The sequence below is a fragment of the Rossellomorea aquimaris genome, assembly GCF_020172085.1.
GTDB lineage: Bacteria > Bacillota > Bacilli > Bacillales > Bacillaceae_B > Rossellomorea > Rossellomorea aquimaris_E.
Genome location: NZ_JAIVAT010000007.1, coordinates 215001 through 240834 on the forward strand (window position 1 = coordinate 215001; position 25834 = coordinate 240834).

A 25834-nucleotide genomic window follows, 5' to 3' on the forward strand; every position below is an offset into this window, starting at 1 on the left:
AAGTCCGATACGAAAATAAAGCTCCGGCTCGTTATGGGAAATCCGCAAAATAGGTAGGATAGAGACATGAAGAAGAAAGGAGGCAACAAACATATGAAAAAATTCGGATTGATTTTAGCAGGAGGGGTTGCAGCCATTGTCCTGCTTGCCAATTTAGGACCGATCGTAGGGCTTGCGATCTCGTTATTGATCATGTATTACAGCTTCAAAGGTTTTATCAAAACAGATTCGACAGGCAAAAAGATTCTATGGGCATTGATCGGTCTTGCAGCATTCAGTGCAACCGTATCGAACTTCCCGGCCATCATCGGGCTTGTTGCTCTGTATGTCCTGTATGTCATCTATAAAAACTGGAAAAAAGAAGAAGTCATCATGGAAGAATCATCATCTGATCCTTTCACGAATTTCGAAAGAGAATGGTCACAATTAAAAAACTAAAGGAGCGATTTTACAATGGCAAACCTATTTCAACGATTAAAAAATACCGTCATGTCCGACCTTCACGAAGCAATAGATAAGAAAGAAAAGAAAAACCCGATCGCGGTCCTGAATCATTACTTAAGACAGTGTGAGCAGGAAGTGGAAAAAGTAAGAAAGCTGGTTGAAAGACAGTACCTTTTAAAAGAGGAATTCCAAAAAGAATATCAGCAGGCATCCGTTTTAGCTGATAAGAGAAAGCATCAGGCTGAGGTAGCATCCAAAGCGGGCGAAGAAGGCTTGTATGAATTTGCCCTGCAGGAACAGAAATACTACGAAGAGCGCGCTGAACGCATCAAGGAATCCAAGCTGCAAGCAACGAGAGAACTTGAAGAGCTTGAGCGGAAATATGAAGAGATGAAGCACAAGCTGAAGGATATGTACATCAAGCGCATGGAGCTGATGGGCAGGGAAAATATCGCACGTGCCCATAATAAAATGAATTCTGTCCTTGAATCTTCTTCCGGTTATAATAACCATGCGTTTTCTAAGTTTACTGAAATTGAAACCTACTTAGACCAGCTGGAGCATGGAGTGAATTCCTCTTACTACCGGAACACAATCGACGCAAAGATCGCCAAATTAGAAAAAGACATGAAAAATGAGGAAACAGAAGCCATTCCATCGTGAAACATGGTATTCTAAGTTAAGAAAAACATGATAATCAAAAAAAGGGGGAGCTCATCATGGGTTCACCCCGTTTTATCATAGGATATAAGCTTCTAATTAAGTCATATACATAACCAGAAAGGAGGAACCCCTCATGTTCAATCGCTTACGCTCAGACGGAATCAGTTGGATCATTTTAATCGGAACATTACTTATACTGCTGGAAGTCTCCTTTTATGATGGGGGGGTTCTGGTCTTTCTATCGATAGCGGCTTTTTGCATCTATATAGGACGCAAAAAGCTGCCCCGGACATCCGGGAAGATCCTGCTGTGGTTCGGGATCATCAGTCTGGCCATCAATATCTTCAATACGGTGGCATTTAAATTTTTGTTATTCGGCATTCTGCTCTTTGTGATAGTTAGATTTGCTGATTCCAAGAAACATCCTAAGTATATTTCTCCGACCATCAAGGAGACGTTCACTCAATCCCACGAACCACTCGTTATGAAGAGATCCGCTCTTCAGAATGAATGGTTCGGTCCAAAGCGGACGCCGGAGAACGTATATGAATGGAATGATATTAATATTCAGGGCGTGATCGGGGACTCGGTCATCGACGTCGGGAATACGGTGCTTCCTAAAGGTACTTCCGTTGTATCGATCCGGAATATATTGGGGAATATCGAGATTCTCATCCCGTATGACGTGGAAGTGAGTGTCCATCACTCTGTCCTGGCGGGATCCATTGAAATTTTTGATGAAGTCGAGCCGAAAGCGATCAATCAGTCCCTTTATTATCAAACACCGGGTTACGATGAGGCCGTGCAGCGGGTGAAGATCATCACTTCGATGTGGATCGGGGATTTAGAGGTGAAGAGGATATGAGTACGGTCAGTAAACAGGTCGTTGCGGGTATTCTCTTTTCCCTCATCATGGTGTTGTTTTTATCTCTATCCTATTTTTACTTATATCCGATAGAGGAATGGTCCTTATTATGGGAAGAAGAGATCATGGATATACCTGGTGCAGGGTTCATTCTGGTGGTCAGTATCCTGATCGGTATCGTTTTCGGTATCCGGACGGGATTAAAGGATAAGCGTCAGCTTCGGGAAATGGAGGATGCCCTCCACCATGCGGAACAGGGACGTGCCATCTCGATCCCTGATACGGCAACCTCTGAAGCGCAGCAGGTGTGGAAGAAGGTAGAGGCTTTAGGAAAGCACCTCACGGATCAAGCACGGTACTCTCAGAAGCTCGCCAATGAAAAAGCCGAGGAGCAGGAAAAGCGGATCCAGGAAATCGTCTCACAGGAGCGGAACCGATTGGCAAGGGAGTTGCATGACTCGGTCAGTCAGCAGTTGTTCGCCGCATCAATGCTCATGTCAGCGATCAAAGAAACTCCTTCCCCACAACGAACACCCCAAGAAGAGAAGCAGCTTGGAATGGTCGAGCAGATGATCCATCAGTCGCAGCTTGAAATGAGGGCGCTTCTACTCCATCTTCGCCCAGTGGCGTTAAAAGGAAAGAATCTTCAAGAAGGAATGAAGGAGCTCTTGGTCGAATTAGCACAGAAGGTACCCCTCGATATCGAGTGGAAAATCGAAGACATGAATCTTGATAAGGGGATTGAAGATCATCTGTTCAGAATACTGCAGGAGTCCGTATCGAATACGCTCCGGCATGCCAAAGCGACTTCCCTGGACATCCGCCTCATTAAAAGGGAATCCATCATCATATTGAGGGTGGTGGATGATGGCAAGGGATTTGATGTAAATGAATCGAAGGTAACCAGCTCGTATGGGCTTCAAAATATGAAAGAACGGGCCATCGAAATCGGTGGAACGTTTAAAATCATCAGTGTGCCAAATAAGGGGACCCGTCTGGAAGTGAAGGTTCCCGTTGTGGAGAATGAAGGTGAAAAGAATGATTAAAGTGGTATTTGTGGATGATCATGAAATGGTGAGAATCGGAGTCTCTTCTTATTTATCAGCCCAGGCGGATATTGATGTTGTCGGGGAAGCATCTGATGGCAAAGAAGGTGTTCAAATGGCTCTTGAACTGCGGCCTGACATCATCCTGATGGATCTTGTGATGAAAGAGATGGATGGCATTCAGGCGACAAAGGAAATCATCCAGGAATGGCCGGATGCAAAGATTATCATCGTCACCAGCTTCCTGGATGATGACAAGGTGTATCCCGCCCTCGAAGCAGGGGCTGTCAGTTATATGCTGAAAACATCTAAAGCAAGTGAGATTGCAGAGGCAGTGCGTAAAACTCATAATGGTCAATCCATCCTGGAACCCGAAGTGACGGGTAAGATGATGACGAGGATGAGGCAGAAGAGTGTCTCCCATCCCCATGAAGAGTTGACGAACCGAGAGCTTGAGATCCTCCTTCTCATGACTCAGGGTAAGACGAATCAGGAAATTGCCGATGAGTTGTTCATTGCATTGAAAACAGTGAAAACCCATGTGAGCAATATCCTCTCTAAGCTTGGTGTACAGGACAGAACGCAGGCCGTAATCTATGCCTTTAAACATGATCTAGCTAAATAATGTAAGAAAATGACCCGAAATGAAAACTTTTCGGGTCATTTTTTCGTATAGAAAGAAGAAGGCAATAAGACTTGCCACAAGCATCAAAAAACAATGGAGCAATATACATCTAAAGAGTCCTGATGCTGCAAGTGTTGAAAATGACAAATATTTCATCATCTGAGGGAGGAATAATGTTAAAATAAGCGATATATTGTAAAAATTTGAAAAAATATCGGTAGGGGGATCAAAACATGAACGTTCAATTCAGCAAACCAAAAAGATTCGGTGAAATTCTGGATCATACATTTCGATTAAGTAAGAACCATTTTAAAGATTTTTTCCTTATTTTTCTTATATTATTGGGTCCTGTTTATGTGCTGCAGGCACTCATTGAACTGGCGGCAGGTGTCGATTTCTTCCGGACGGTCGGATCTGGTGAAACCTGGTTTGACGGGATCGTCAACAGCTTTTCAGGAGAATTTTCAGCTGAAACCGGACAGGATGTGAATTTGGCGGAGGAAATGGGAGCAGGTCTTATAGGACTGATCACGATGATTCTAACCCCCATTGCCCAAGCTGCCATATTATTCACCCTGAATCATATGAGGAAAAATGAAGAGTACTCTGTGAAGCTTGTCCTTAAAGAAGCATTTTCCCGCTTTTGGCCAATCATCGGAAGCAGCATCCTATTCGTGCTGATTATTTTCGGATTGATATTCATTCCAATTGTCTCGGGTATTTTTGCAGGAGTATTTAGTGCTGCATTTCTTGACCCAGGTGTTGGAATTATCGTCACAGCGATTATCCTGTTTCTTGTCCTCGCCCTCGTTATCGCTTACCTATGTACACGCTGGAGCTTCTACCTGGGTGCTGCGGCCATCGAGCAGGACGCACCCGGTCTCGGCAGAAGCTGGAGATTGACGAAGAAGCGCGTCTTTACGATCATCGGATTATATATTGTGTTCGCCTTGATCATCGGAATCGTCAGTACGGCATTTGAGTTTACGTTTGGGTTGGTATTGGGGAACAGTGTTCTCTACAGAATGATTATCAATGTGGTAACCCTGTTTACGAGCATGCTTGGCGCTGTCGGATTCGGAGTCATCTTCTTTGACCTGAAAACAAGACATGACGCTGATGATCTAAATGAAATGATCGATGATTATCATCGGGTTTAAAATACGGAAGTATCCAGTCTGGCCCGGGGTTCCGGGCTTTGATCTGAAAGCTAGGTGAAGAAATTGTTGAATGAAAATAACGCAAGGGATGGAATCAAGGACATTCTGGAAGGGGAAGAATACCAGGCTTATCTCCAGAGTAATCAAGGATTGCTTGCTGGTTGGTGGGAAAAGGCAAAGGATTGGATCCGGGATCTTCTCGGGAACATTGATCCCGCTCTTGAACCGACAGGCGGGGCTGCATCGGGTATCCTGATTACCCTGCTGGTGATCGGTGTGGCCATTCTCCTATACTTCGCATTTATGGCGGTCCGCAATGGAGTGAGAAAGAGAAAATTCCGCTCAAATAAGCCCCTTCAATCCATGAACGAAATGGAATGGTCCTATTCGAGTCATTTGGAGGAAGCCCATGAGCAGGAGGCTTTGGGAAATTATTCGAAAGCGACCCGTCACATGTTCCTGGCACTGCTGCTTTATTTTCATGAAAAGGAATACCTTGAGGCCAGGGTATGGAAAACGAATTGGGAATACTACGACGAACTGCGTAAAGTAAATCAAAAGTGGGCGGATCGATTTTACATGCTTGCCCTCCTGTTCGACGAGGTGGCATATGGTGAACGTGAAGTGAGCGAAGACGAGTACATCCACTATAAACAGGAAGCTCATGGATGGCTAGAGAATGGATCTTCATAGATACATAGTTTCAGAGAAAGGAGGTAGGAATGAGCATTGAAGTCAACTATCAAAGCGTGGATCTGGCTCCTGGTGTTTCTTGGTTTATTCATCGGGGTCGGAATCTTTCTTTCACCGGAAAAGCTGAAGGAGTATCCGGCATACGTATCGGAGTCCCCTTCCCCTACGGGAATCAAGGCCCTGTACACGTACTTGGAGAAAGAAGGAGAAACGGTCCGACGCTGGACCCTGTCGCCCGATCGGTTAACCAAAAAAGAATCTGGTCAGCTTCTGATCATGGCAGGACCGTTTACGATACCGGCACAGGAAGAAATGGAAGAGTACGAGGATTTCATGAGGCGGGGCAACACGATTCTTCTTATGATGGACAATCCAAAAGGGATGTTCGGTACGAAAACAATCTCCGCAGGCGATGATACTGAGGTTCATCATTTAAGGGATGGCAAGGGAAATACATATCAGTCTACTGTATTATCAAATGTCCGCTTGGAAGTGGAGGAAGAGGATAAGGTCTTATTGGAGGATGTGGCAGGTACGATTGCCTATAGCTCGGAAGTGGGGAAAGGGAAACTGATCGTCTCCACCACCCCGGCATGGATGACAAATGGGAATATTCTCAAGAAAGACCATCTTTCTATGATTCTTCTCCTGTTACAAAACGGGGGAGCGGGTGACGGACCCATCCTGATTGATGAGTATCTCCATGGTGGAGAGAGTCAGGCTTCCCTGACGACCCTTTATCCTCAATGGCTATTGCTGCTGCTCCTTCAGCTGTCGATCTTGACCCTTCTGTGGCTCTGGATGAAGGGGAAACGGTTTGGAAGCATTCTTGTCCCCCGGGAGGAGATGGTCCGCTTCAGCGATGAGCGAATCAAGGCTCTCTCAGCCTGGTATTTGAAAGGAAAACAGTATAAGACCTCCCTTCATATCCAGTCCGATTATCTAAGGCTTCTCCTTCAGGAACGGTGGGGGATCCCGACAAGCAGGGAATGGACGGAACTGAAAGGACCGTTGGAACGAAGATTGGTCACTTTCTCAGTAGGGGAAATCAATTCCTTTGTAACCGGTTTGAATGCTGTGTTAAAGAAAGAACGAATCAATAAGCAAGAATATGTAGTGTGGTCGAAGAAAATCGAATTATTCAGGAAAGAGGTGGAGGATCATTGAAACCAGAAATCACATCCTTAATGGAGAAATTTGAAGAACGCATCGTAGGCCAGGGAACGAATCTGAAGCTCTTGTTGTCATCCGTTCTGGCAGGAGGACATGTATTGATCGAGGGAGTGCCAGGAACCGGGAAGACTCAAATGGTTAAAACGCTGTCCCGCTTACTTGGGGGAAGCTTTAACCGGATTCAATTCACACCTGACCTGCTGCCGAGCGACATAACGGGAAGTACAATCTATAACATGAAGGACAGCAGCTTCCAAACAATCAAGGGACCGATCTTCACCAATGTCCTGTTGGCGGATGAAATCAACCGGACACCGGCCAAGACCCAGGCTGCCCTGTTAGAAGCCATGGAAGAAAAGCAGGTCACCATCCAGGGGGAGACGTATCCCCTTGAAGATGTATTCTTTGTGGTGGCGACCCAGAACCCAATCGAGTTTGAAGGAACTTATCCGCTACCGGAAGCACAGCAGGACCGGTTCTTGTTCAAGCTTGATATTGACTTTCCTTCATTTGAAGAAGAGAAATCCGTTTTAAGGCAAGTGATCGAGAATCATGCTGACCGTAGTGATGTGGAGTCGGTCCTCGATATGGAAACGTTCTTAACGATCAGAAGGGAAATCGAAGAGGTCACACTGAGTGATTCGGTCTTGGATTATATTATGCAGATTGTCAGGAAGACCCGGGAAACGGAATCGATTCGCTTCGGAGCGAGTACAAGGGCGGCCATATCGATTGGGAAGGCAGGAAGGGCATGGGCGTATCTGTCCGGACGGGACTACGTCACACCGGATGATATTAAGATGGTGGCAAGACCCGCCCTCAGACATCGCGTCCAGTTATCCCCGCACGTAGAATTGGAGGGACTGACCATTGACCAAGTCATCCAGGAGCTTATTGGGTCGATTACTGTTCCAAGATAAGGGGATCTTGCCGACGGGTAGGCTACTGATTGGGTACCTGTGTTATTCCGGCCTCCTGTTGGTTGGTTCATTGTTCGGTTTATCATGGATGTGGATTATGATCCTGAATGGTCTGTTTATCGGATTGAGTCTCATTGATTTAACATTTTCCCCTTCGAATAAAGAAGTCGGGGTGAAGCGGAGTATTCCTGATCAAATGGAAAGGGGTCTTGAATACAAGGTGGACCTGACTATCAACAACACGTCTCATCGTGAGCTTACCTATCGCCTCCTGGACGGGACGCCGCAAAGCTTTCAGGCGTCCTTACCCCTTAACGGGACCCTAGCAGGTCATTCGTCCAGGAACCATTCCTACGGAGTGGTGACACCGGTTAGAGGAGACTATGTATTGACCAGATTGTACTTTCGCTATCGAAGCTCCCTCGGATTATGGGAGAAACAAGAGACGGTGAAGAGTCAGGATCATGTGAAAGTCATCCCAGACTTGACAGAGACGAGAAGGGTACTGGAAGACGCCCAGCGTTTTTTATTATATGAAGGGGTGAAAATCCGGAAACAGCAGAGTGGAGCAGGGGAGTTTTCGAAGATCAGGAATTACGTGGTCGGCGATGACCCGAGAAAGATCAATTGGCGTCAGACGGCAAAGCTCAGGGAAGTGATGACGAACGAATATGAACCTGAGCATGGAAAATATATTACGATCCTCATTGATTGCGGAAGAATGATGGGGGCAGAGCTAAAAAAAGGGAACCGCTTGGAAAAATCCCTTGAAGCAGCCATGACGGTTGCCGCCGCTGCTCTCCAAAACGGAGACTATGTGTCGGTCCTCGCCTTTAGTAAAAACGTGAAGGCCTACATTCCCCCGGCAAAAGGGATGGCCCATTTGCAGACCATTCTCCACCGTATCTACAATCTTGAGGTGGATGCGGCGGAATCCAATTATGCAGCGGTCCTCCATTATGTCCAGACGGTTCAGAAGAAACGGAGCCTGTTGCTATTATTCAGCGACATCCACACATTCCTTCATGAGGACAATGCTCTATACTATCTGCAGCGTTTGAGAAGACAGCATCTTTTTTTAATGATAGGAATAGAGGATGAGCTGTTGATGAAGCAAATCAAGGATGAGCCGGTTGATGACATCAAGGCCATGATGAAAAGCATGGCCCAGAAGCAGATGCTCGTCAAGAAGAGGGAGAAAGCCAAGTGGGAAAAACAAGGCCTCCTGATGGTGGAGGCCCGAGAAGAGAAACTGGCCACGACGGCCGTTTCGCATTATATCGATATGATGAACCGAGGTTTAGTGTAGGATCGCTTTGTTCAGGCGAAGCTTCCCGACAATCATATAGAGAATCAGACCGATGACCGTCAATAATGCGACCATATACTTCGCAGTAAGGGGGATCGCGGCAGGTGTGATGAAGCCTTCAATGGTCCCGGCGATGACAAACAGCGGAATCGTACCGAGGAGCAGCTGAACGGAACGCTTCGCCTGCTCCTTCAATTGATACCCCCTTGTGAAGCGACCGGGTACAAAGAGCTTATAGCCCATCAACAATCCGGCACCGCCTGCAATGAAGATGGCCGTCAGCTCGATCATCCCATGGGGGACGATATAAGCCCAGAATTCGTAGCTCATGCCCTGGTGCCAGAAAACGGCTGCAAGGGCCCCGACGATGATTCCGTTGTATATGAGCATATAGACTGTTAATAAACCAAATGTGACACCGCCTGCAAATGCCAGAAAGGCCACTTTGATATTATTGGTCATGATGCCAGCGGACATGATGGAGGATTCCACCTGTCCGTCGCTTTTACCCAGATTACCCGGATCCACTCCCTGGGACATTTCAGGCGGCAGGATCGAATAAAGATGAAGGGGATCATTCACCACCGAAAGAAAGGCACCAAGCGCACCGATCGTAAATAATGCCATCGCCAGGATGACGAATTTCCACTGCTCTAGAAGCAGTCCGATAAACGTAGTGGAGAAGAAATGACGGACCTGTTTTCCGCTGGAGACTTGATCTTTGTATAATAGATTATGAGACTTCGACACAAGGCCGTTTAAATAATCCGTCACTTCTTCATTGGGAAAATACGTCTGGCTGTACGATAGATTCTGGGCAGCCTTTTGATAGAGACGATTGAATTGATCTATGGAGCTCCCCGTTATGTTTTTCTTTTTGCGAAGGGTTCCAAGGAGATCTTCAAGCGCCTTCCAATCGCCCCGGTGCTGCTTGACAAACTGCTTTACGTTCATTGTGCCACCTACTCGTTCTTGTGATTTCTTATTTCCTATTATAGTAAGTTTAGAAAAAAATAGAAACTATTAAAGGTAAAATCAACCAAAAGGAGGGGAAGGACATGCTTGAAGAACAAGTCGATATCAGGACCCCTGAATATGTTTCCCTGCAATTTCAACCCGCCGGCCTAGGAAGCCGGGCCGCAGCCCTGATGATCGATCAGATCATTTTGGGCATCCTCAATATTCTGATCGTGGTCCTGTTGGTCTTCGCTACCACTGGTGGAAACAGTCCATTTGCTTGGTATCTGTTTGATGTTAATTCAACCCTTTGGGGAATCGCCATCATCGGCCTCTTTGTATTGAACTGGGGATATTTCTTTGCCCTTGAATACTTCTGGGGTGGAAAGACTGTGGGCAAGCGATTATTGGGGATACGAGTGATGCAAGAAAACGGTCATAGTGTGACCCTTCTATCCTGCTTCATCCGAAATCTATTAAGAATCATCGATTCGCTGCCGGCCGCTTATTTCCTCGGAATGATTATGATCTTCCTTCATTCCAAGCATAAACGGTTAGGCGATATTGTCTCAGGAACCATCGTCGTTCATGAACGTCGGGTGAAAGGGAAGCGAAAAGAAAAAACCATTGAAAAAGAAATACGTCAACGGGGGCTTCAAAAGGAAGACCTGTCAGTAGAGGAATGGACGTTAAAGCAGCTCGGTTCTAAAGAATGGAGCCTGATTAAAACGTACGCCAACAGATTCTCGCAGCTGCCACTGGCAAAACGGAATCACCTGAGCAAAAAATTGGCGGATATCTTATTTCCGAAACTGGGAATCGATATGGAAGGCAAGACGTATGAAGAATTGGAAAACACGCTTCTTCTTCTATATGTGGCATTAAGGGAAGAATGGGAAATCGAATTGTGAAAAAAGCAAAGTCTGAGGAAGACTTTGCTTTTTTGTGTGAGTCTTTATGCTTATAAAAGATTCATTCCTATTATCTAAAGGATTCTTTCCGAATAGTCTAAATAGATTAGTAAATATAGGGAAAATAGTAGGAGGATAGTGGCGTCGATTTACACTTTCTCTACAAAATTTACAAAATTATTAGAAAAATCATGTCCATTCTCCCCTTACATTACAAAATGCGACAAAATATACTTGAACTTGTAATCATTTTTATACATTTGTATTCGAAAGGGGAAAGGTATGAGGACAAAAAAAGTTTCATTATCGATTATCAGTATGCTGTTCTTACTGACTGGAGTGTTGGCTCAACCTCTAGGTATAAACAAAAGTGTGGAAGCAGCGACTCAGACAGCTGTCATCAATGAAGTGGCCTGGATGGGGACGACGGGTTCATATAATGATGAATGGATTGAACTGTACAATACTACATCAACAGATCTATCTTTGGATGGGTGGACCCTTGAAGCTCAGGACGGATCTCCGAGTATTGCTTTAAGTGGAACGGTCCCTGCACAGGATTATTTTTTACTGGAAAGAACAAGCGACAACACGATTTCAACGGTAGCAGCCGATCAGATTTATACAGGAAGCCTTGGGAATTCTAATGAAATCCTGTATTTAAAAGATGCAACAGGCGCTGTTATCGATGAAGTAGACAGCTGGTATGCAGGGGACAATACGACAAAAGCCACTATGGCACGAATTGATTCTTCTGTCAGCGGAACGGTTTCAACCAATTGGAGTACAGCAACGACTTCTTATGAAGGTGGTTTTGGAACACCTAAAGCTGCCAATTCTTCTGCTCCTTCTGGTGGCGGCACTGAATCCCTTACGAATGTGAGTGAGGAGCTTGGTGCGATCAACGTATATTTCAACAAAAGTGCATCGACGCAATATGCGATGCCTGGTAACGAAGCGAATTACAATGTCAATCTGGAGGATCGCTTGCTGAAACGTTTAAATGCTGCAACGACATCCATTGATTTAGCTACATATGAAATCAATTTGCCACGAGTGATTGATGCACTGATGAATAAAGCAGCCCAAGGGGTGGATGTGAGAATTCTTGCGGATGCAAAGGACGCAACGGACCCACATTATACTGAACGTTATGAAACGATGCGCTTATATTTAGAAAAGCTCGTCCGCGGTCAGGATGGCGTAGTCGGAACAGGGGATGATGCCCATATCTTATCGGATTCTCCTATGTTTGTCGTAGAAGATGCAACGAAACGGGCGGCATACAATCTGCCGGCAAGCTTCTCAGACTTTCCACAACGAAATGTAACAGTCGGAAGCACAGCGACAACCGGCTATATGTTTGTGGAAGGAGAATATAAAGATACGGACAGCTACTATTCACCAGGCAATCAAATGCATAACAAATTTGCCGTGATCGATGGTGAATGGGTCTTCACAGGCAGCTGGAACTATACGGTGACAGGACTTTATGGCTCAGAAGAAAACATGAATCAAGGAATCCTGGATGGAAATCAACAGCATGTCGTAGAAGTTCACTCACCTGAACTTGCCTCAATTTATAAAACGGAATTTGAAGAAATGTGGGGAAGTGGGACAACGACGCCTGATAATACGGTGTCTAATTTCAGCACCCGCAAAATTGATAATACGCCTCATACCCTTACAATAGGAGGAGATACGGTCGAAATCTACTTCTCTTCAGGGGATGATGCCGTTGGACGCATGACAGAACTTGTCAAAACAGAAGCAGACGAGAATGCATACTTCACCATCTTTGCTTGGAGTGACCAGGCACTGGTGGACGAATTAAAGAACAAATGGGAAGGAAGCTATGTGGATAACCAGGGAACGCCGACTGGCTTTGACGTGAAAGGTGTTTTCGATCCAAGTTTCTGGAACCAATGGTGGTCGGCGAGTATCGAAATGACGGGAAGGACGGCTTCTCAGACGAGTACGAATAATCCTAACACTCGTTGGGCCAATCCGGCGCCTGTATACTCAGCCAATGAAAGCCGTAAGCTCCATGCCAAGACGATGCTGATCGACGCAGATACAAACAGTGATCCAACCGTGATCGTCGGATCGACCAACTGGAGTGAGAACGGAAATAATGTGAATGATGAGAACATGCTCATCATTCATGACGATGCTATCACGAACCAATTCCTGCAAGAATTCAACGCAAGATACGTGAATGCTGGCGGAGTGGTGCAATAAAAGAAAAAAGGGTGATCCTCAAAGTGAGGATCACCCTTTTTACCTTTTACTCCATCCCGGGGGCCTTCTGTATCTCGAAAATAAGTACAATTGCAGTGATCGCATGGGCAATCAATCGGATAATCGGGAAGAAGTTCAAGAAGGAAGCAAGAATCCCAAGAATGCTACCGAGAATCGGCTGATCTTCCGACCTGGAAATATACAATACACTGGCATGCCACAGAGCTATTAAACAGAGGAGAAAAGGAATTGCTTCTCCGGCGACATTACCGAAGATGGGAACAGCCAAAAATAATTCAATTGAAAACGACAACCATTTTATACGTGAAAGCACGGACACACACCTCCTTATCTCAGTGTATGAAGGGAAGGGGTGTGTGTGCCTGTATTGAGGAAATTGTTTTAGTGGGCTTTGAGAGAGGATGGGGGATGTGTCGATTTTTGTAGAATGGCAGGTATATTGGGGATTTGGCAGATAAAAGTAGAAACCGGCAGATAAAATGAACATAAGGCAGATAAATCCGAAAAATGGCACGTAAATCCCCAATACGGCAGATATTCTCCAAACAAAAAAACACCGCCTAGACGAAAGGCGGTGGACACGATGATTATGCCAGCAGTTTCTCTATCACTTTATGCTCATTCTCATTCAACAAGTTTTTCCCGATGATTTCATGAACGTTTTTATTCATGCTTTCTTCCAATACAGCGGCTTCTTCTTTATCACCGACGAGGACGATTCGCTCCCAGTTCTCATCCGCTGCCTTTTTATCAAGGATGCTGCCGAGACTTTTCCACCAACGCTGTTGATTGGCCTTCAAGCGGCTTTCGAATTCCTCCTGCTGATTGGCCTTTCCGCCTCCGCTCCCCATGCTGACATCTGCATGATGAGGTCCTTCATGTTTTCGCCAGTCATCGGTTTCCAGGTCGAATTCCATGAATTCACTGGACTGAATTTCACCAAATACCGAAGTGAGGATTTTGATTTGATTTTGCTGAAGAAGCACGAGGCCCGTATAAGGAAATTCTTCATGCAGGGACTTCAATTGATCGAGATGGGGGTTTTCCTCCCAATAAAAATTCGTTTTCACGGGAACCTGCAGTTCGAACGTCTCCCAGATGCCGCTGTCTGCTGAAGCGAAGATGATGAAGCTCCGTGGCAGTTCGCGTTCCAGGCTGTGCAAATAGTTTTCCACTTTAGGACGGATCGTTTGAAGCCGTTTTTTTTCCTCAGGTGCGCTTTCCAGATATTCTTCGAGTCGATTGAACCCGTTCTTAAGAGCGATCTTCCATTCGCCTCCCTGCTGATCAGGGTCGCTCCGGTCCGTATTCAAATAGACGGTCAGCAGTTTATCGGGTTTCTGCAAGTACAAATGTTCAAGAACATGTAAGGTTTTGTTTAAAGACATGTAACTCCTCCTTATCGAATCCTTACTTTTCATATAAACGGTTGAGGAGGGGTTTAAACATGATTTTGTAAAAAAGGGAATTGACTGGTAATCTTCTTTGAGGAAGAATAGAGTGATAGAGGAGGAATGAGGATGGAGATCAAGAAACAGTGGGTTCAGGAAGATAGTGATTACATACGTCAAAAGTTGATCGAGTACAATGTGTCTCAGATCGATGAAGAGACGAAAACGCAGCTTGAGAAGATCAGTTTCATCATGAGGAATGACGAAGGTGAAATCGTCGGCGGTGTGACTGGTCAGATGTTCTGGCATCATCTGCACGTGGATTTTCTTTGGGTGGCAGAGGAATACCGGAGTGGTGGCTACGGGGCAAAATTAATTCACCAGGCAGAAGAGTATGCAAGGGAGAAAGGCTGTCATCTTGTGATGCTGGACACGTTCAGCTTTCAGGCGCCGGCATTTTATAAAAAATTGGGGTATAAAGAGTTTGGGGTCCTTAAGGATTTTCCGAAGGGACAGAGTCAGCATTTTATGGAGAAGAGATTGTAACAACCAGCCGTGGCTGGTTGTTTTTAATTCCCTGAATCAAGGGACATTTCTTCTGGAGTCGATTTGGTTACATACGTTCCGGCCATAAAGTCATGAATCGCACGTTTATCATCCCGGAATATAACGAAAAAGACACTCATGAGGGCACCAAAGCCAAAGGTGATCAAATAGAATATTCCCGCAACCACATTCCTCATCAACATATTCCCTATATGTACATTGCTTCCATCTTTCTTTACAATTCGTATGCCCATCGTCTTTTTCCCGACGTCGTATCCCTTCCAGAAAACGGGCGTTAATAGTAAGTAGAGAAACATGATGAACGAAACACCTGGGTCGTCGGGATTGAATTCATCCGTCACAATCGCAAAAAGAACAATCAATGGGAGGTTTATAAAAATCCCATTGGCAATGCCTGCACCGAATCGAATCCAAAAACCTGCTGGTTGATTGATCATGTCGCAGCCTCCTGTCAATATGGTCCTGGGATCATTGTAGCATAGAGGAGGCTTGCAGTATCATTTTCTCCAAGAAATCAGATAAATCATGTTTTATGTTCTTTACACCGGGTAAATATGTACTAAATAACATTCGACGGGAGAGAATAGGATGAGATATATTAACCAGGGAAGAGAGCGAATTCAATTTGATCGCAAGGGAAAGAAAAAGGATCTACATATACTGGAATGTACGCGCTGTGAGAAAGAATTTAGGTCGACGATGAATGTCAGTCAAATCGAATGCTCCAACTGCTCCACTTCAACAGATCCTAAATTGGACCTATCACTCTTTAAAGTGATTGGATTTATTGAAAATCTTCAAGGAAGTGAAGTACGTTGCTAAACAGGGATAAACTGGCTGATATGAAGATGGATTTTCAGGATATTCTTTGGATGAGTTCAGGTGTTGCCATCATACTATTCTTAATTGCTTTAGCAAATTTCTTTATTATTTCATAATGTGTTGAAAAGCCCTATCCGTTGTGGAGGGCTTTTTTTTATTGGGCTAAAGTAAATTAGAGAAGAGCCTGACCGTTATGCGGCCAGGCTCTTCGTACTGTTATCCTTTGTAATTTTCATCATATTCGAGATAAACGACATGGGTTTCAAGGTACTCATTCAGACCATGTTTCCCGTCGGCTCCGCCGATTCCCGATTGCCCGCGGCCGGCATGGAACCCATTGATGGCTTCGAAGTTCTCCCGGTTGACGAACGTTTCCCCGTAACGAAGTTCGTTGGCCGCTCTCATGATTTCATGGAGGTTCTCACTGAAGATCGATGAAGACAGTCCGTACTCCGTATCATTGGCAAGCTCGATGACTTCATCGAAATCCTTGTATGTCATGATGGGCAGGACCGGTCCAAAGATTTCTTCCTGAATGATATCCATCTCCTGCTTCACATCTACTAGGACGGTCGGTTCGAAATAGAACCCCTTATCTACTTGAACCGGCTTTCCTCCGGTCAGGATCCTTGCCCCTTTTTCGACAGCGGTGTTGACCATTTCCGTCACAGTTTCAAGGCGGTCTTTATTTACAAGGGGACCGATGTCGTTGTCGCGGTTTGTTGGATCACCAACCTTTGTGTTTTTCATCGCTTCGGTCATCTTGCTGATGAATTCTTCAGCCACATCCTCGTGGACATATACCCGTTCCGCGTTCGTACACGCCTGTCCGGAGTTTGTGATCCTGGACGTTTTGATTTTCTCAACGGCTAGATCGATATTCGCATGCTTGGTGACGATGGCAGGGGCTTTTCCGCCCAATTCCAGGTTCACTTTCGTGATCGATTTGGAGGCAGCCTCCATCACTTTCGAGCCTGCCGGGTAGCTTCCCGTCATAGACACCATTCGTACTTTAGGATGGCTTGACATTGGGTTCCCGATATCAGAACCTTTTCCGGTCACAAGGTTGAATACGCCTTTGGGAAGTCCTATTTCATCTATGATCTTGGCGAATTCGCATGCCGTATTGGGAGTGTACTGGCTTGGTTTCAGGACGATGGTACACCCTGTCACGAGTGCGGGCGCCACTTTTCTGGCGAGGATGAACATAGGGAAGTTCCACGGTACGATTCCAGTCACGACACCGATCGGCTTCTTATAGACAAGAATATTCTCGTTCGAGCGTTCACTCTCCAGGATTTCACCCTCGTAGCGGAGTGCCCATCCCGCCATATAGCGGAAGTACTCGATGGCAAGGTCTACTTCACCTTCAGAGGCAGCGAGTGTCTTCCCGTTCTCCTCTGTTAGCATCTCAACAAATGAATCACGGCGTTCCTCCAGCTTATCAGCGATACGATATAAGTACGAAGCCCGTTCTTTGGAAGGAACCTTACTCCATGAAAGGAAAGCCGTATGGGCAATATCTACGGCGTGATTAACATCGTCTTCCGTCCCCAACTGAATGGATGAAATCTTCTCCTCATTCGCCGGATTTATGACATCCCACGTCTCCTTCGACATACTATCAACAAACTCACCATTCACATACATCTGATATTTCTTCACAACTACTCCTCCTCGTTGAACTGATTCATCACATACACACCCTTTTCCCGGTCAGCTTGGAAGAGTAAACCTAGGGATGTGCAAAAGGTGAGGGACGGACACCCATCACACACCCGAGATCCTTGATATATCAGGGTTTAGGGTGTGAATATGGAGGTCCGTCCCTCAGGAGTGGTTATTTACTTGGTTCGGCAATTTTGACGAGTTGTTTACCGATGTTTTTTCCTTGGAAGAGTCCTAGGAAGGCGTCGGTTACGTTGTCGAGACCTTCTGTGATGGTTTCTTCGTATTGAAGTTTTCCTTGTGACAGCCATTGGCCGAGTTCGGTTGCGCCTTCTTTGAAACGGTCACTGTAGTCGTTGACCACGAAGCCTTTCATGAGGGCGCTTGATTTGATCAGTCTCGTTTGGACACGCGGTCCAAGGTCCCGATCTGTTTTGTTATAAGAAGAAATCGCCCCGCACACTGGTATACGTGCATGTTTATTTAGTAAACTAAGGGCAGCGTCACCGATTTCACCACCGACGTTTTCGAAATACACGTCGATACCGCCCGGGCATGCTTCTTTTAACGCTTTATAGATATTGTCAGTTGTTTTATAGTTGATTCCTTCGTCAAATCCGAGTGTATCTGTCAGGTAGCTGACTTTTTCATCAGATCCTGCAATCCCAACGACACGGGCTCCTTTGATCTTGGCGATTTGTCCAACGACAGACCCGACTGCGCCTGCAGCTCCGGAAACCACAACGGTTTCGCCTTCTTTCGGTTGACCGATGTCCAATAGTCCGAAATAGGCAGTCAATCCAGTCAATCCAAGGATACTTAAGTGAGTTGAAACAGGTGCAACGTTCGGATCGATGGCGCGGACCTCTTTCTCATTGGCAATGGAATACTCCTGCCAAGGCAGCATGCCCACTACAAAGTCCCCTTTTTGGAAATGCTCAGACTGTGACTCCACGATTTCACCTACCACACCGCCAGCCAAAGCTTCGTTGAGTTTGAAAGGCTCGACATATGACTTGGCATCGGACATTCTTCCCCGCATATAAGGGTCCACGGAAAGGTAAAGTGTCTTGACGAGCACTTCTCCTTTGGAAGGCTGTGGCACATCGATTTCTTTATAAAGGAAATCTTCTTTCACAGGCATTCCTTCAGGACGGGAGACTAATTGTATTTGGTGCTGTTTTTCAGGTAGCATAACGATTCCTCCTTAGAAATTGACTATATTCATTTTTTCCGATTACTTGAAATCTATCACAAGAAGTTCTGATTCTACAAAGAATAACACTTGAGAAAGGTGTGATAATGATGGCTAATGTATGGGATGCAGAGGCTGAGGTCACCACTCGTCTGGCTCGACAGCTGATTGAGTCTCAGTTTCCGGATTTGATCCCGACTGACCTTGAGATCATCGACTATGGTTTTGACAATACGGTGATAAAAGTGAGTGACAAATGGGTATTCCGATTTCCCCGCCGGGAGATAGCGGTCAAGCTTTTGGAAACGGAAGGACGGTTATTACCGCTGCTTGCATCCAATGAGCTGGGACTTCAGATTCCGGTTCCGTTCTATTATGGTAAGCCTTCGTTTCCATACGAATGGCCGTTTCTCGGATATCGATTCGTGAAGGGAACGATTCCTTCCATGGCAGAAATAGCATTACGCGAAGGGGCGTCAGCCATCAGGCTCGCGCGGTTCCTGAAAAAGCTTCACTGTACAAGTGTCAGTGAAGCAGAAGAACAGGGAGTCCCTTATGATGAGCTCGATCGGCTTGATGTTGAGAAACGTCGTCCTGTTTTGGAAAAGAACACGGAAGAAATCAGGAAGCACAACCTCTTTCATGGAGTGGAATTGTTAGAGGAATATCTACATCATCTACCTCATAGAGTCCTGCCTGAAAAATCCACCTTGGTCCATGGCGACCTCCATTTTAAAAACATAGTCGTGGATGGGGAAGGAGTTTTATCGGGGATCATTGATTGGGGAGATGTTCATCTCGGTCAAAGAGCTGTTGATTTAAATCTTGTTTATAGCTTTCTTGGTTCAAATGGTCGTGATTTGTTTTTCAAGGAATACGGGCAGGTTGAAGAAATCGAATTGGAATATGCACGCTTCAAAGCCGTCTATACAAATGTCGTGTTGCTTCTATTTGGTTATCATGAAAAACAGCCCCATACAGTCAGGGAAGCACAGAAAAGCCTGGAACTTGCGCTGACATGAAGAAAGCCTGGTTGAGATTACAGCAACCAGGCTTTTTCTTATTTCACGTTTTTTTGGATGTATTTCACGATTTTACGAAGTTCATTGGCATGGGGGCGGCCGAACGGACTTGTTTGTCTTTGCTGATACATGGCCTTACCTTTTTCATTTATAAGGAAGTAGGCCGGTTCACCATGCTGACCGTGATCCTCATAAGGTGCATCTTCCCCATGATAGAAAACATCATAGGCTTTGATGGCTTCCAGTTTTTCATCTGCCAATACTGGGAATGTCAAATCTTCCTTATTCGCAAACTCCTGCAGATCTGCCATCTTATCACTGGAGATCGTCAACAGGTGGACATTATGTTTTTCGAAGTATTCCTTGTTTGCCTGCAGCTCTCTTAATTCTTCCTGACAGACCGGGCACCAAGATCCTCTGAAGAAGACAATGAGATGCCAGCTTTGATGTTCTTTCTGGTGCTCCTCAAACGAGAATGTCTCTCCTGAAACTGCCGGGAGCGTGAAATTTGGTACCGTATCATTTAATTGAAAAGTTGCCATTATTCATTCCTCCTAGTTTTTCTTTCGATTCATATAGGCATTAGGACAAACCTGACCAGATGGAAATTCATACAGTATAGTATCTGTATTTTCTTACATAGAGTGTATTTCCCTTTATGTTCGAAATAAAACGTATGAATGTTCAGAAAGGAAGATTTCGATGAGAAGAAACAATGCGGGACCTAAATTATGTATCTTCCCTGAATATAAATGGTGTGGACCGGGTTGCAGCGGCCCAGGTGCACCCATCAATTCAGTGGATGCAGCGTGTAAAGCCCATGATCTTTGCTATGAGCGGTACGGCCCGACCTGTGAGTGTGACCGGATGTTCATGAGGAAACTGGAGAGTGAAATCGATCATGGTTCACGGGAAGGAAGACATGCTTTTCTTTTTTATCAATACATGAAGTTTCAGACGAAGATTAAGTGCAGGGAAGAGCGATGTGGAAGGGCCCGGTGCAGAGGGTCTTGGATATAAAATAATAGAAGGTCCGTCCCTCGACGGACCTTCTATTTGAGTTTCAGGGTGTAATGATAAACGGAGTCATCCTTTTTATAGCCGTTTCTTTCATACAGTGCCTGTGCCTGCATATTGTCCGAGTCCGTTTCCAGAATGAGCGATTTCGCATTCGTTTGTTCAGCATGTTTTTTGGCTGCTTCCAAGAGCATCTGACCGGCCCCCCGGTTCCGTGCCCCGGAAGTTACATAAAGATCGTTCAGCTTCCATATCCGCTCCATGTATACGGAGGAGAAAGAAGGATACAGCTGGGTGAAGCCTACATATTCGTCATCCTGAGTCGCGACAAAGATGACGGATTCATCATGTGATAGACGGTCTTCGAGAAACTGCCTTGCCCCGAGTTTATCCGTCATCTGATGATAAAACATACGATAGCTATTAAACAGTTCCACAAGTCCTTCCAAGTCTGAAAGGCGGGCGCGGGATATCTTCATTCGAATCACTCCTTACATTCACTATTTTATGAGCATGAGGTGAGAACATGCCGGTGATGTTCGATATTAAATGGAAAAGGGTGAGGGAAAAGCGGGTTAGAGTTGAAAAAGAGGCTGCTTGGAATGAAAAAACAGTTCAGGAGAAGAGGTTCGAAGGGGAAATAGGCTATGAGTCAAGTGAAATGAGGATAATTGCGTCATTTTAGCTTGTGATTGCGTCATTTTTTAAGGAATTGCGTCATTCTGAAATTATTTGCGTCATTTTTAAGTGTTTATGCGTAAAAATACATAAAATGGTAAAAGTGGATATCCAAATGCATGATTCTTCCTAAAACCCCATAATAAAACCAGCCTGCGATACAAGCAGGCTGGCGACTCAGATTAAAATGGTTTGATAGACATTAAGATGATAAGTATAATAGCAGCACTATGTATAATGATATTGAATGGTTTTAACTCTGAGTTGATTTTTCCATAAGATTCAGGAACGTCGTCACCTTCATGGTTATGGATGATTTCAGCCATCCGCTTTACTTTCTTAGGCATGATCCCGGCAACGATGAACTGTACACCGATGTAAATGATGATGGATGCAATATACCAACCGGCTTTGAATAAATAAGGGTTCATGATCCCCATGATGAGCCCGGTGATAAGCAATACAATGCTGCCGACCTTTGCAAAGGTTTCGATTTTTTTGCTAAGCTCTAAAGAGAATTTTGCCTGATGAGCTGTCTCCGGTGTTTTCATCACGACGGGCATGGAAAAGCTTGCACCAAGTCCAGCGACTGCAGCAATAACGTGGACAAGAATCAATAGTCCGTAGATAGACATGTTATTCACCTCCATTTAAGGGAATTTTAAACAGACTTCATTGTATAGTAAAATAGTACCTGTTTCCAGGTTTTTTGAAAAAAGGGGAGAAAAAAGTATGAGTGTGAAGGATGAAATTAGGCACAAAGTATGGAACCGCCTGACCGAAGAGAAGCTTGGCAGGTTTCCATTTCCGTTAGTGGGAAGGATCCCAAATGTTAAAGGGGCAGAAAAAGCGGCCTCACATGTACAAAGTATGGATATCTATAAATCGGCAGGTGTAGTAAAAGTGAATCCGGATGCCCCGCAGCTTCCTCTCAGGGCAGCTATCCTAAAGGACGGAAAAACCCTGCTCATTCCGACGCCACGCTTAAAGGACGGGTTTGTCATGATCAAGCCTGAATGGGTCCCTGGCGGGGAAGAGAGAAAAGCTGCGAGCATCAAGCATATGAATACATATGGAAAAGTCGTACCCTTGACGGACATACCTAACATCGACCTGATTGTGGTGGGTTCCGTTGCCATCCACCCCGACGGTAGGAGGCTTGGGAAGGGAGAGGGCTATGCCGACCGTGAATATGCCATACTCCGGGAAATCGGGAATAAGCCGGTACCGGTCATCACAACCATTAATAGCAGGCAGCTCGTAGAAGACAACATCCCAAGAGATTCCTACGATCTCGCAGTCGACTGGATCATAACCGAAGAAGGCATCAAAGAAACCAACACCCCATACCCAAAACCACAAGGAATCGAGTGGGACCACGTAACCGCAGACGAAATGGAAAAAATGCCGATCTTGAAAGAATTGAAGGGTTTTGCCAGAGGGACGGACCTCTGATTTAACAACAGAAACATTGATATGATAAGGATCCTCTAGTGAATAGTGGTGATTTTGGAGGTCCGTCCCTCCAAGGTGATACAAAAAAATCCCCAAAGGCAAAGAACGCCTTCAGGGATTTTCCAGTTATGCTTGTCGGGGCTGCCCTAGCAGCCTCCGCTTTTGGATTTGTCCAGCTCCAGGGGCTTGGGGCTCGAGGTCATAAGCCAAGTCACCCAAAAAGGCAAAAAACGCCTTTCCGGGTGACTCGTCTTATGCTTGTCGCCCCAGGGCAAGCCCCTTCCGCTTTTCTTCTTTAATACCCTTCTACAACAAGATCCAACTTCCCTGTTTCTGGGCTGATGACAAGTCCGTGGACAGGGATCTTTTTATCCATCAGCGGATGGTTTTTGATCATGTCGACACTGTGGGCAACGCTTTCCTGTACGGAGTTGAAGCCTTTGAGCCAGTCGTGTAGGTCGATCCCTGAGTAGTTGACGGTGTCGAGTGTATCTTGCGTGATGCCGCGTTCCGTCATTTTGTTCAGGATTTGGTCGCTGTTGATGGCGCTCATGCCGCAGTCATGGTGACCGATCACTAGTACTTCATCTGCCTGAAGTTCATAGACTGCAACGAGCAGGCTGCGCATGATGCTTCCGAATGGGTGGCTTACGACGGCGCCAGCGTTTTTGACAACCTTAACGTCACCGTTTTTCATGTTCATGGATTTAGGTAAGAGCTCTACTAAACGAGTATCCATACAAGTGAGAATGACCAGGCGCTTGTCCGGAAACTTTGTTGTCCGGTACTCTTCATATGATTGTTCTTCTACAAATTGCTGATTGTAATCTAGTATGTCCGTTAATAAAGTCATATCGTCTTCTCCTATAAATGAAATTATTTCACATTTTGTTGAATGTGATGTTCAATCTCTTTTATTTTATCCATAATCTCTTGCCGATTCCAATCAGATGTATTGGAAAGCTTTAAATATAAGGATGAAACCTTTGCCAGCACTTCTGTCAGGTTTGGTTGTTTCCTTGGATAAGTGGACTTTCCCATCAGATCGAACAGGCCGTTCATTTGCTCCGATACCTTTTTATACTGATCATCCTTTGCAATGATGGCTACATGGAAATATTGCTGTACTTCTGAAAATTGAAAGAAGAGGTCGAAAAGCTCAAAAGAATGGTTCTTCTTCAAGTTCAGTTCCATTTCACCTTGAGAATCTTTATGGATGATCCGGGCAAACTTCGGTGAACTTTCCTCTTCTATAATGGACATGAAATTTTCACCGGGCATTAAGAAATCATAGCCTGAATTTGAGGCATCTATTAAATTGAATTGCCTATCCAGTATCAGATAAGGAATTGGGCATAAATGCAAATTTTCCACATGATCACTCCTGAGTGAACCTTATATTGTTAGGCTGCATGTGATTAAGGAGTTAACCCTTCATGGAAACAAGTCCACTTGACATATCCGTTAGATACTCATTGAGTTCTACCAGATCGTGAAAGCTTGTTACCTTTGATTTATCCAAGAAATCAAGGGAATAGTTTGAAATCAGCCGTCCTCCGACAAGGATTTCAATTTCTTCATGTTGAGACCTGATTCCTTCGATGCACTCTTTTAATCTAGTCAGTTCCGTTGTCATACCAATCGAGATCCCCACGACATGTGGTTCCCATGCACCGATGAAGGACAGGGCATCCTTGATTGGTACGTTGGAACCCAGGTAGCGGGTATTCCACTTTTTTTCTTTGAATACTTCATTTGCAAGCTCTAGACCAAGGCTGTGCTGCTCGCCTTCTATACAAAATAAAAGAGCTTTCGGATGGTTTTCAAAAGCTTCGTGGTGGGTAAAAACATGAGCAAGTAAATACTTTAAAGTTGCAGTGGCCAGGTGCTCATCTGCAACGGTAATTTGATTTTTCTCCCAAAGGTCACCGATCCTGTACATGGATGGCTTAATAATTTTCTCGTAAAAAGTGAAATTATCTACTTTTGAGTGAATGGAAGAGGAATGCAATTCCATCAGTGCATGCACATCTCCAGCAAGGATGGACTTGGTGAAAGCCTGGACCAGTTGATTCATGTTTGATCACTCCTAGTGAAAATACCAATTACTATATTCAATAGATCGAATTGAAATTCCTGCCACTAGCTCAATCTATAATTGGATTGACTTTCCCATCATTCTTATTTAATATTACCACTGTAACACTATATATCGCTTAACTGCCTGAGAGAGGTTCATAGCATTAACCCTCTATAAAAAACTATGGTTCTACGAATCTGACCTTGGCTTATTTTCCGCCAAGTATCCTTTAAGCGTAACAGGAACAAACATTTTTTGCAATTTGCCCGCCTGTTATGTCGATTCTTAGGCTAATGCTATGTCCTCCTTCATTCGAAGCACTCTGAAAGGGAGGATTTTTATATGTCAGGACGAAAAGACGAAGATTTAACAGATTTATCATTATTAGGGAATCAAGGAACCAATTACTTATTTGAATATGCTCCACACATTCTGGAAGCATTCGACAATAAGCATCCGAACCGGGATTATTTCGTTAAATTCAATTGCCCGGAATTCACAAGCCTTTGTCCGAAGACAGGACAGCCGGACTTTGCAACCATCTATATCAGCTATATTCCAGGTGAGAAGATGGTAGAAAGTAAATCATTAAAGCTTTATCTGTTCAGCTTCCGTAACCATGGGGATTTCCATGAAGATTGCATGAACATCATCATGAACGATCTCATCGAATTAATGGATCCGCGCTATATCGAAGTATGGGGGAAATTCACTCCACGCGGCGGTATCAGCATCGACCCTTACTGCAACTACGGAAAGCCTGGTACGAAATACGAAACAATGGCCGACCATCGCTTGATGAACCATGATTTGTACCCTGAGAAAATAGATAATCGATAAAATGTAAGAACGATTCTTTAAAAGAATCGTTCTTTTTTTAGGCGGATATTTCTATTGCCGAAATAAATAAC

31 protein-coding genes are annotated in these 25834 nt (G+C 44.9%); 19 read left to right on the plus strand and 12 right to left on the minus strand.

Features of this window, described 5'->3' with window-relative positions; all coding sequences use genetic code 11:
- Window positions 1–93 precede the first annotated feature (93 nt).
- From LCL96_RS13615 to LCL96_RS13660, 10 genes are all read left to right on the plus strand, one after another.
- Window positions 94–438, plus strand: a complete 345-nt coding sequence (locus LCL96_RS13615) for a flagellar basal body rod protein (RefSeq protein ID WP_224941994.1) — start codon at window positions 94–96, stop codon at window positions 436–438.
- A gap of 15 nt (window positions 439–453) precedes the next feature.
- Window positions 454–1107 (plus strand): PspA/IM30 family protein, encoded by a 654-nt coding sequence (locus LCL96_RS13620; RefSeq protein ID WP_224941995.1) that lies wholly within the window; start codon window positions 454–456, stop codon window positions 1105–1107.
- Between the two features lie 133 nt (window positions 1108–1240).
- Window positions 1241–1972 (plus strand): cell wall-active antibiotics response protein LiaF, encoded by a 732-nt coding sequence (gene liaF, locus LCL96_RS13625; RefSeq protein ID WP_224941996.1) that lies wholly within the window; start codon window positions 1241–1243, stop codon window positions 1970–1972.
- Window positions 1969–3018, plus strand: coding sequence for a sensor histidine kinase (locus tag LCL96_RS13630; RefSeq protein ID WP_224941997.1), 1050 nt, complete (start codon window positions 1969–1971; stop codon window positions 3016–3018). The genes liaF and LCL96_RS13630 overlap by 4 nt, the downstream gene beginning before the upstream one ends.
- Window positions 3011–3643, plus strand: coding sequence for a response regulator transcription factor (locus tag LCL96_RS13635; protein ID WP_224943446.1), 633 nt, complete (start codon window positions 3011–3013; stop codon window positions 3641–3643). The genes LCL96_RS13630 and LCL96_RS13635 overlap by 8 nt, the downstream gene beginning before the upstream one ends.
- Before the next feature lie 233 nt (window positions 3644–3876).
- Entirely contained in the window at window positions 3877–4803 is a 927-nt protein-coding gene (locus tag LCL96_RS13640; protein ID WP_224941998.1) for a hypothetical protein, read from the plus strand.
- Between the two features lie 66 nt (window positions 4804–4869).
- Window positions 4870–5496 (plus strand): DUF4129 domain-containing protein, encoded by a 627-nt coding sequence (locus LCL96_RS13645; RefSeq protein WP_224941999.1) that lies wholly within the window; start codon window positions 4870–4872, stop codon window positions 5494–5496.
- A 36-nt stretch (window positions 5497–5532) separates the two neighbouring features.
- A complete protein-coding gene (locus tag LCL96_RS13650; protein WP_224942000.1) occupies window positions 5533–6663 on the plus strand; it encodes a DUF4350 domain-containing protein in 1131 nt (376 codons plus the stop codon).
- Window positions 6660–7589 (plus strand): AAA family ATPase, encoded by a 930-nt coding sequence (locus tag LCL96_RS13655; RefSeq protein ID WP_224942001.1) that lies wholly within the window; start codon window positions 6660–6662, stop codon window positions 7587–7589. Before LCL96_RS13650 ends, LCL96_RS13655 begins: the two co-directional genes overlap by 4 nt.
- On the plus strand, window positions 7540–8898 hold the full coding sequence (locus LCL96_RS13660) for a DUF58 domain-containing protein (RefSeq protein WP_224942002.1): 1359 nt from the start codon (window positions 7540–7542) through the stop codon (window positions 8896–8898). The genes LCL96_RS13655 and LCL96_RS13660 overlap by 50 nt, the downstream gene beginning before the upstream one ends.
- Here the strand turns inward: LCL96_RS13660 and LCL96_RS13665 are convergent.
- The gene (locus LCL96_RS13665) at window positions 8890–9852 is read right to left on the minus strand and encodes a stage II sporulation protein M (protein WP_224942003.1); all 963 of its coding nucleotides are present in this window, start codon (window positions 9850–9852) and stop codon (window positions 8890–8892) included. The genes LCL96_RS13660 and LCL96_RS13665 overlap by 9 nt on opposite strands.
- 104 nt (window positions 9853–9956) lie before the next feature.
- Here LCL96_RS13665 and LCL96_RS13670 point away from each other — a divergent pair, with 104 nt between their 5' ends.
- On the plus strand, window positions 9957–10766 hold the full coding sequence (locus LCL96_RS13670) for an RDD family protein (RefSeq protein ID WP_224942004.1): 810 nt from the start codon (window positions 9957–9959) through the stop codon (window positions 10764–10766).
- A 282-nt stretch (window positions 10767–11048) separates the two neighbouring features.
- On the plus strand, window positions 11049–13007 hold the full coding sequence (locus tag LCL96_RS13675; RefSeq protein WP_224942005.1) for a phospholipase D-like domain-containing protein: 1959 nt from the start codon (window positions 11049–11051) through the stop codon (window positions 13005–13007).
- Window positions 13008–13053: 46 nt separating this feature from the next.
- Here LCL96_RS13675 and LCL96_RS13680 read toward each other — a convergent pair whose 3' ends face one another.
- Both LCL96_RS13680 and LCL96_RS13685 read right to left on the minus strand, forming a co-directional pair.
- Window positions 13054–13341: a hypothetical protein gene (locus LCL96_RS13680; RefSeq protein WP_224942006.1), complete on the minus strand. Its 288-nt coding sequence runs from the start codon at window positions 13339–13341 to the stop codon at window positions 13054–13056.
- 274 nt (window positions 13342–13615) lie between these two features.
- Window positions 13616–14416 (minus strand): VLRF1 family aeRF1-type release factor, encoded by an 801-nt coding sequence (locus LCL96_RS13685; RefSeq protein WP_224942007.1) that lies wholly within the window; start codon window positions 14414–14416, stop codon window positions 13616–13618.
- Between the two features lie 132 nt (window positions 14417–14548).
- Here LCL96_RS13685 and LCL96_RS13690 point away from each other — a divergent pair, with 132 nt between their 5' ends.
- Entirely contained in the window at window positions 14549–14965 is a 417-nt protein-coding gene (locus LCL96_RS13690; protein WP_224942008.1) for a GNAT family N-acetyltransferase, read from the plus strand.
- Window positions 14966–14988: 23 nt separating this feature from the next.
- Here the strand turns inward: LCL96_RS13690 and LCL96_RS13695 are convergent, their stop codons facing one another.
- On the minus strand, window positions 14989–15423 hold the full coding sequence (locus LCL96_RS13695; protein WP_224942009.1) for an RDD family protein: 435 nt from the start codon (window positions 15421–15423) through the stop codon (window positions 14989–14991).
- Window positions 15424–15574: 151 nt separating this feature from the next.
- Here LCL96_RS13695 and LCL96_RS13700 point away from each other — a divergent pair, with 151 nt between their 5' ends.
- The gene (locus LCL96_RS13700) at window positions 15575–15808 is read left to right on the plus strand and encodes a hypothetical protein (RefSeq protein ID WP_224942010.1); all 234 of its coding nucleotides are present in this window, start codon (window positions 15575–15577) and stop codon (window positions 15806–15808) included.
- 216 nt (window positions 15809–16024) lie between these two features.
- On the opposite strand, the gene aldA is transcribed toward LCL96_RS13700, so the two are convergent.
- Both aldA and LCL96_RS13710 read right to left on the minus strand, forming a co-directional pair.
- On the minus strand, window positions 16025–17473 hold the full coding sequence (gene aldA / locus LCL96_RS13705; RefSeq protein ID WP_224942011.1) for an aldehyde dehydrogenase: 1449 nt from the start codon (window positions 17471–17473) through the stop codon (window positions 16025–16027).
- Window positions 17474–17648: 175 nt separating this feature from the next.
- Window positions 17649–18671, minus strand: a complete 1023-nt coding sequence (locus LCL96_RS13710; RefSeq protein ID WP_224942012.1) for an NADP-dependent oxidoreductase — start codon at window positions 18669–18671, stop codon at window positions 17649–17651.
- A 110-nt stretch (window positions 18672–18781) separates the two neighbouring features.
- Between LCL96_RS13710 and LCL96_RS13715 the strand changes: the two genes are divergently transcribed.
- The gene (locus LCL96_RS13715; protein ID WP_224942013.1) at window positions 18782–19693 is read left to right on the plus strand and encodes a phosphotransferase; all 912 of its coding nucleotides are present in this window, start codon (window positions 18782–18784) and stop codon (window positions 19691–19693) included.
- A gap of 38 nt (window positions 19694–19731) precedes the next feature.
- Here LCL96_RS13715 and LCL96_RS13720 read toward each other — a convergent pair whose 3' ends face one another.
- Window positions 19732–20235 (minus strand): peroxiredoxin family protein, encoded by a 504-nt coding sequence (locus LCL96_RS13720; RefSeq protein ID WP_224942014.1) that lies wholly within the window; start codon window positions 20233–20235, stop codon window positions 19732–19734.
- Between the two features lie 160 nt (window positions 20236–20395).
- On the opposite strand from LCL96_RS13720, the gene LCL96_RS13725 reads away from it, so the two are divergent.
- Complete coding sequence (locus LCL96_RS13725) at window positions 20396–20713, plus strand: phospholipase (RefSeq protein ID WP_224942015.1); 318 nt, start codon at window positions 20396–20398, stop codon at window positions 20711–20713.
- A 32-nt stretch (window positions 20714–20745) separates the two neighbouring features.
- Here LCL96_RS13725 and LCL96_RS13730 read toward each other — a convergent pair whose 3' ends face one another.
- Window positions 20746–21189, minus strand: coding sequence for a GNAT family N-acetyltransferase (locus tag LCL96_RS13730; RefSeq protein ID WP_224942016.1), 444 nt, complete (start codon window positions 21187–21189; stop codon window positions 20746–20748).
- 47 nt (window positions 21190–21236) lie between these two features.
- Between LCL96_RS13730 and LCL96_RS13735 the strand changes: the two genes are divergently transcribed.
- Window positions 21237–21395, plus strand: coding sequence for a hypothetical protein (locus LCL96_RS13735; protein WP_224942017.1), 159 nt, complete (start codon window positions 21237–21239; stop codon window positions 21393–21395).
- Between the two features lie 175 nt (window positions 21396–21570).
- Here the strand turns inward: LCL96_RS13735 and LCL96_RS13740 are convergent, their stop codons facing one another.
- The gene (locus LCL96_RS13740) at window positions 21571–22023 is read right to left on the minus strand and encodes a DUF2269 family protein (protein ID WP_224942018.1); all 453 of its coding nucleotides are present in this window, start codon (window positions 22021–22023) and stop codon (window positions 21571–21573) included.
- A 97-nt stretch (window positions 22024–22120) separates the two neighbouring features.
- On the opposite strand from LCL96_RS13740, the gene LCL96_RS13745 reads away from it, so the two are divergent.
- Complete coding sequence (locus tag LCL96_RS13745) at window positions 22121–22843, plus strand: 5-formyltetrahydrofolate cyclo-ligase (protein WP_224942019.1); 723 nt, start codon at window positions 22121–22123, stop codon at window positions 22841–22843.
- 295 nt (window positions 22844–23138) lie between these two features.
- Here LCL96_RS13745 and LCL96_RS13750 read toward each other — a convergent pair whose 3' ends face one another.
- Genes LCL96_RS13750 through LCL96_RS13760 form a run of 3 tightly spaced genes read right to left on the minus strand, consistent with a single transcriptional unit; the run spans window position 23139 to window position 24920 of the window.
- Complete coding sequence (locus tag LCL96_RS13750) at window positions 23139–23696, minus strand: beta-class carbonic anhydrase (RefSeq protein WP_224942020.1); 558 nt, start codon at window positions 23694–23696, stop codon at window positions 23139–23141.
- A 23-nt stretch (window positions 23697–23719) separates the two neighbouring features.
- Entirely contained in the window at window positions 23720–24217 is a 498-nt protein-coding gene (locus tag LCL96_RS13755; protein ID WP_224942021.1) for a hypothetical protein, read from the minus strand.
- A 52-nt stretch (window positions 24218–24269) separates the two neighbouring features.
- A complete protein-coding gene (locus LCL96_RS13760) occupies window positions 24270–24920 on the minus strand; it encodes a B12-binding domain-containing protein (protein ID WP_224942022.1) in 651 nt (216 codons plus the stop codon).
- 345 nt (window positions 24921–25265) lie between these two features.
- Between LCL96_RS13760 and queF the strand changes: the two genes are divergently transcribed.
- Window positions 25266–25763 (plus strand): preQ(1) synthase, encoded by a 498-nt coding sequence (gene queF / locus LCL96_RS13765; RefSeq protein WP_034761195.1) that lies wholly within the window; start codon window positions 25266–25268, stop codon window positions 25761–25763.
- Window positions 25764–25834 lie beyond the last annotated feature (71 nt).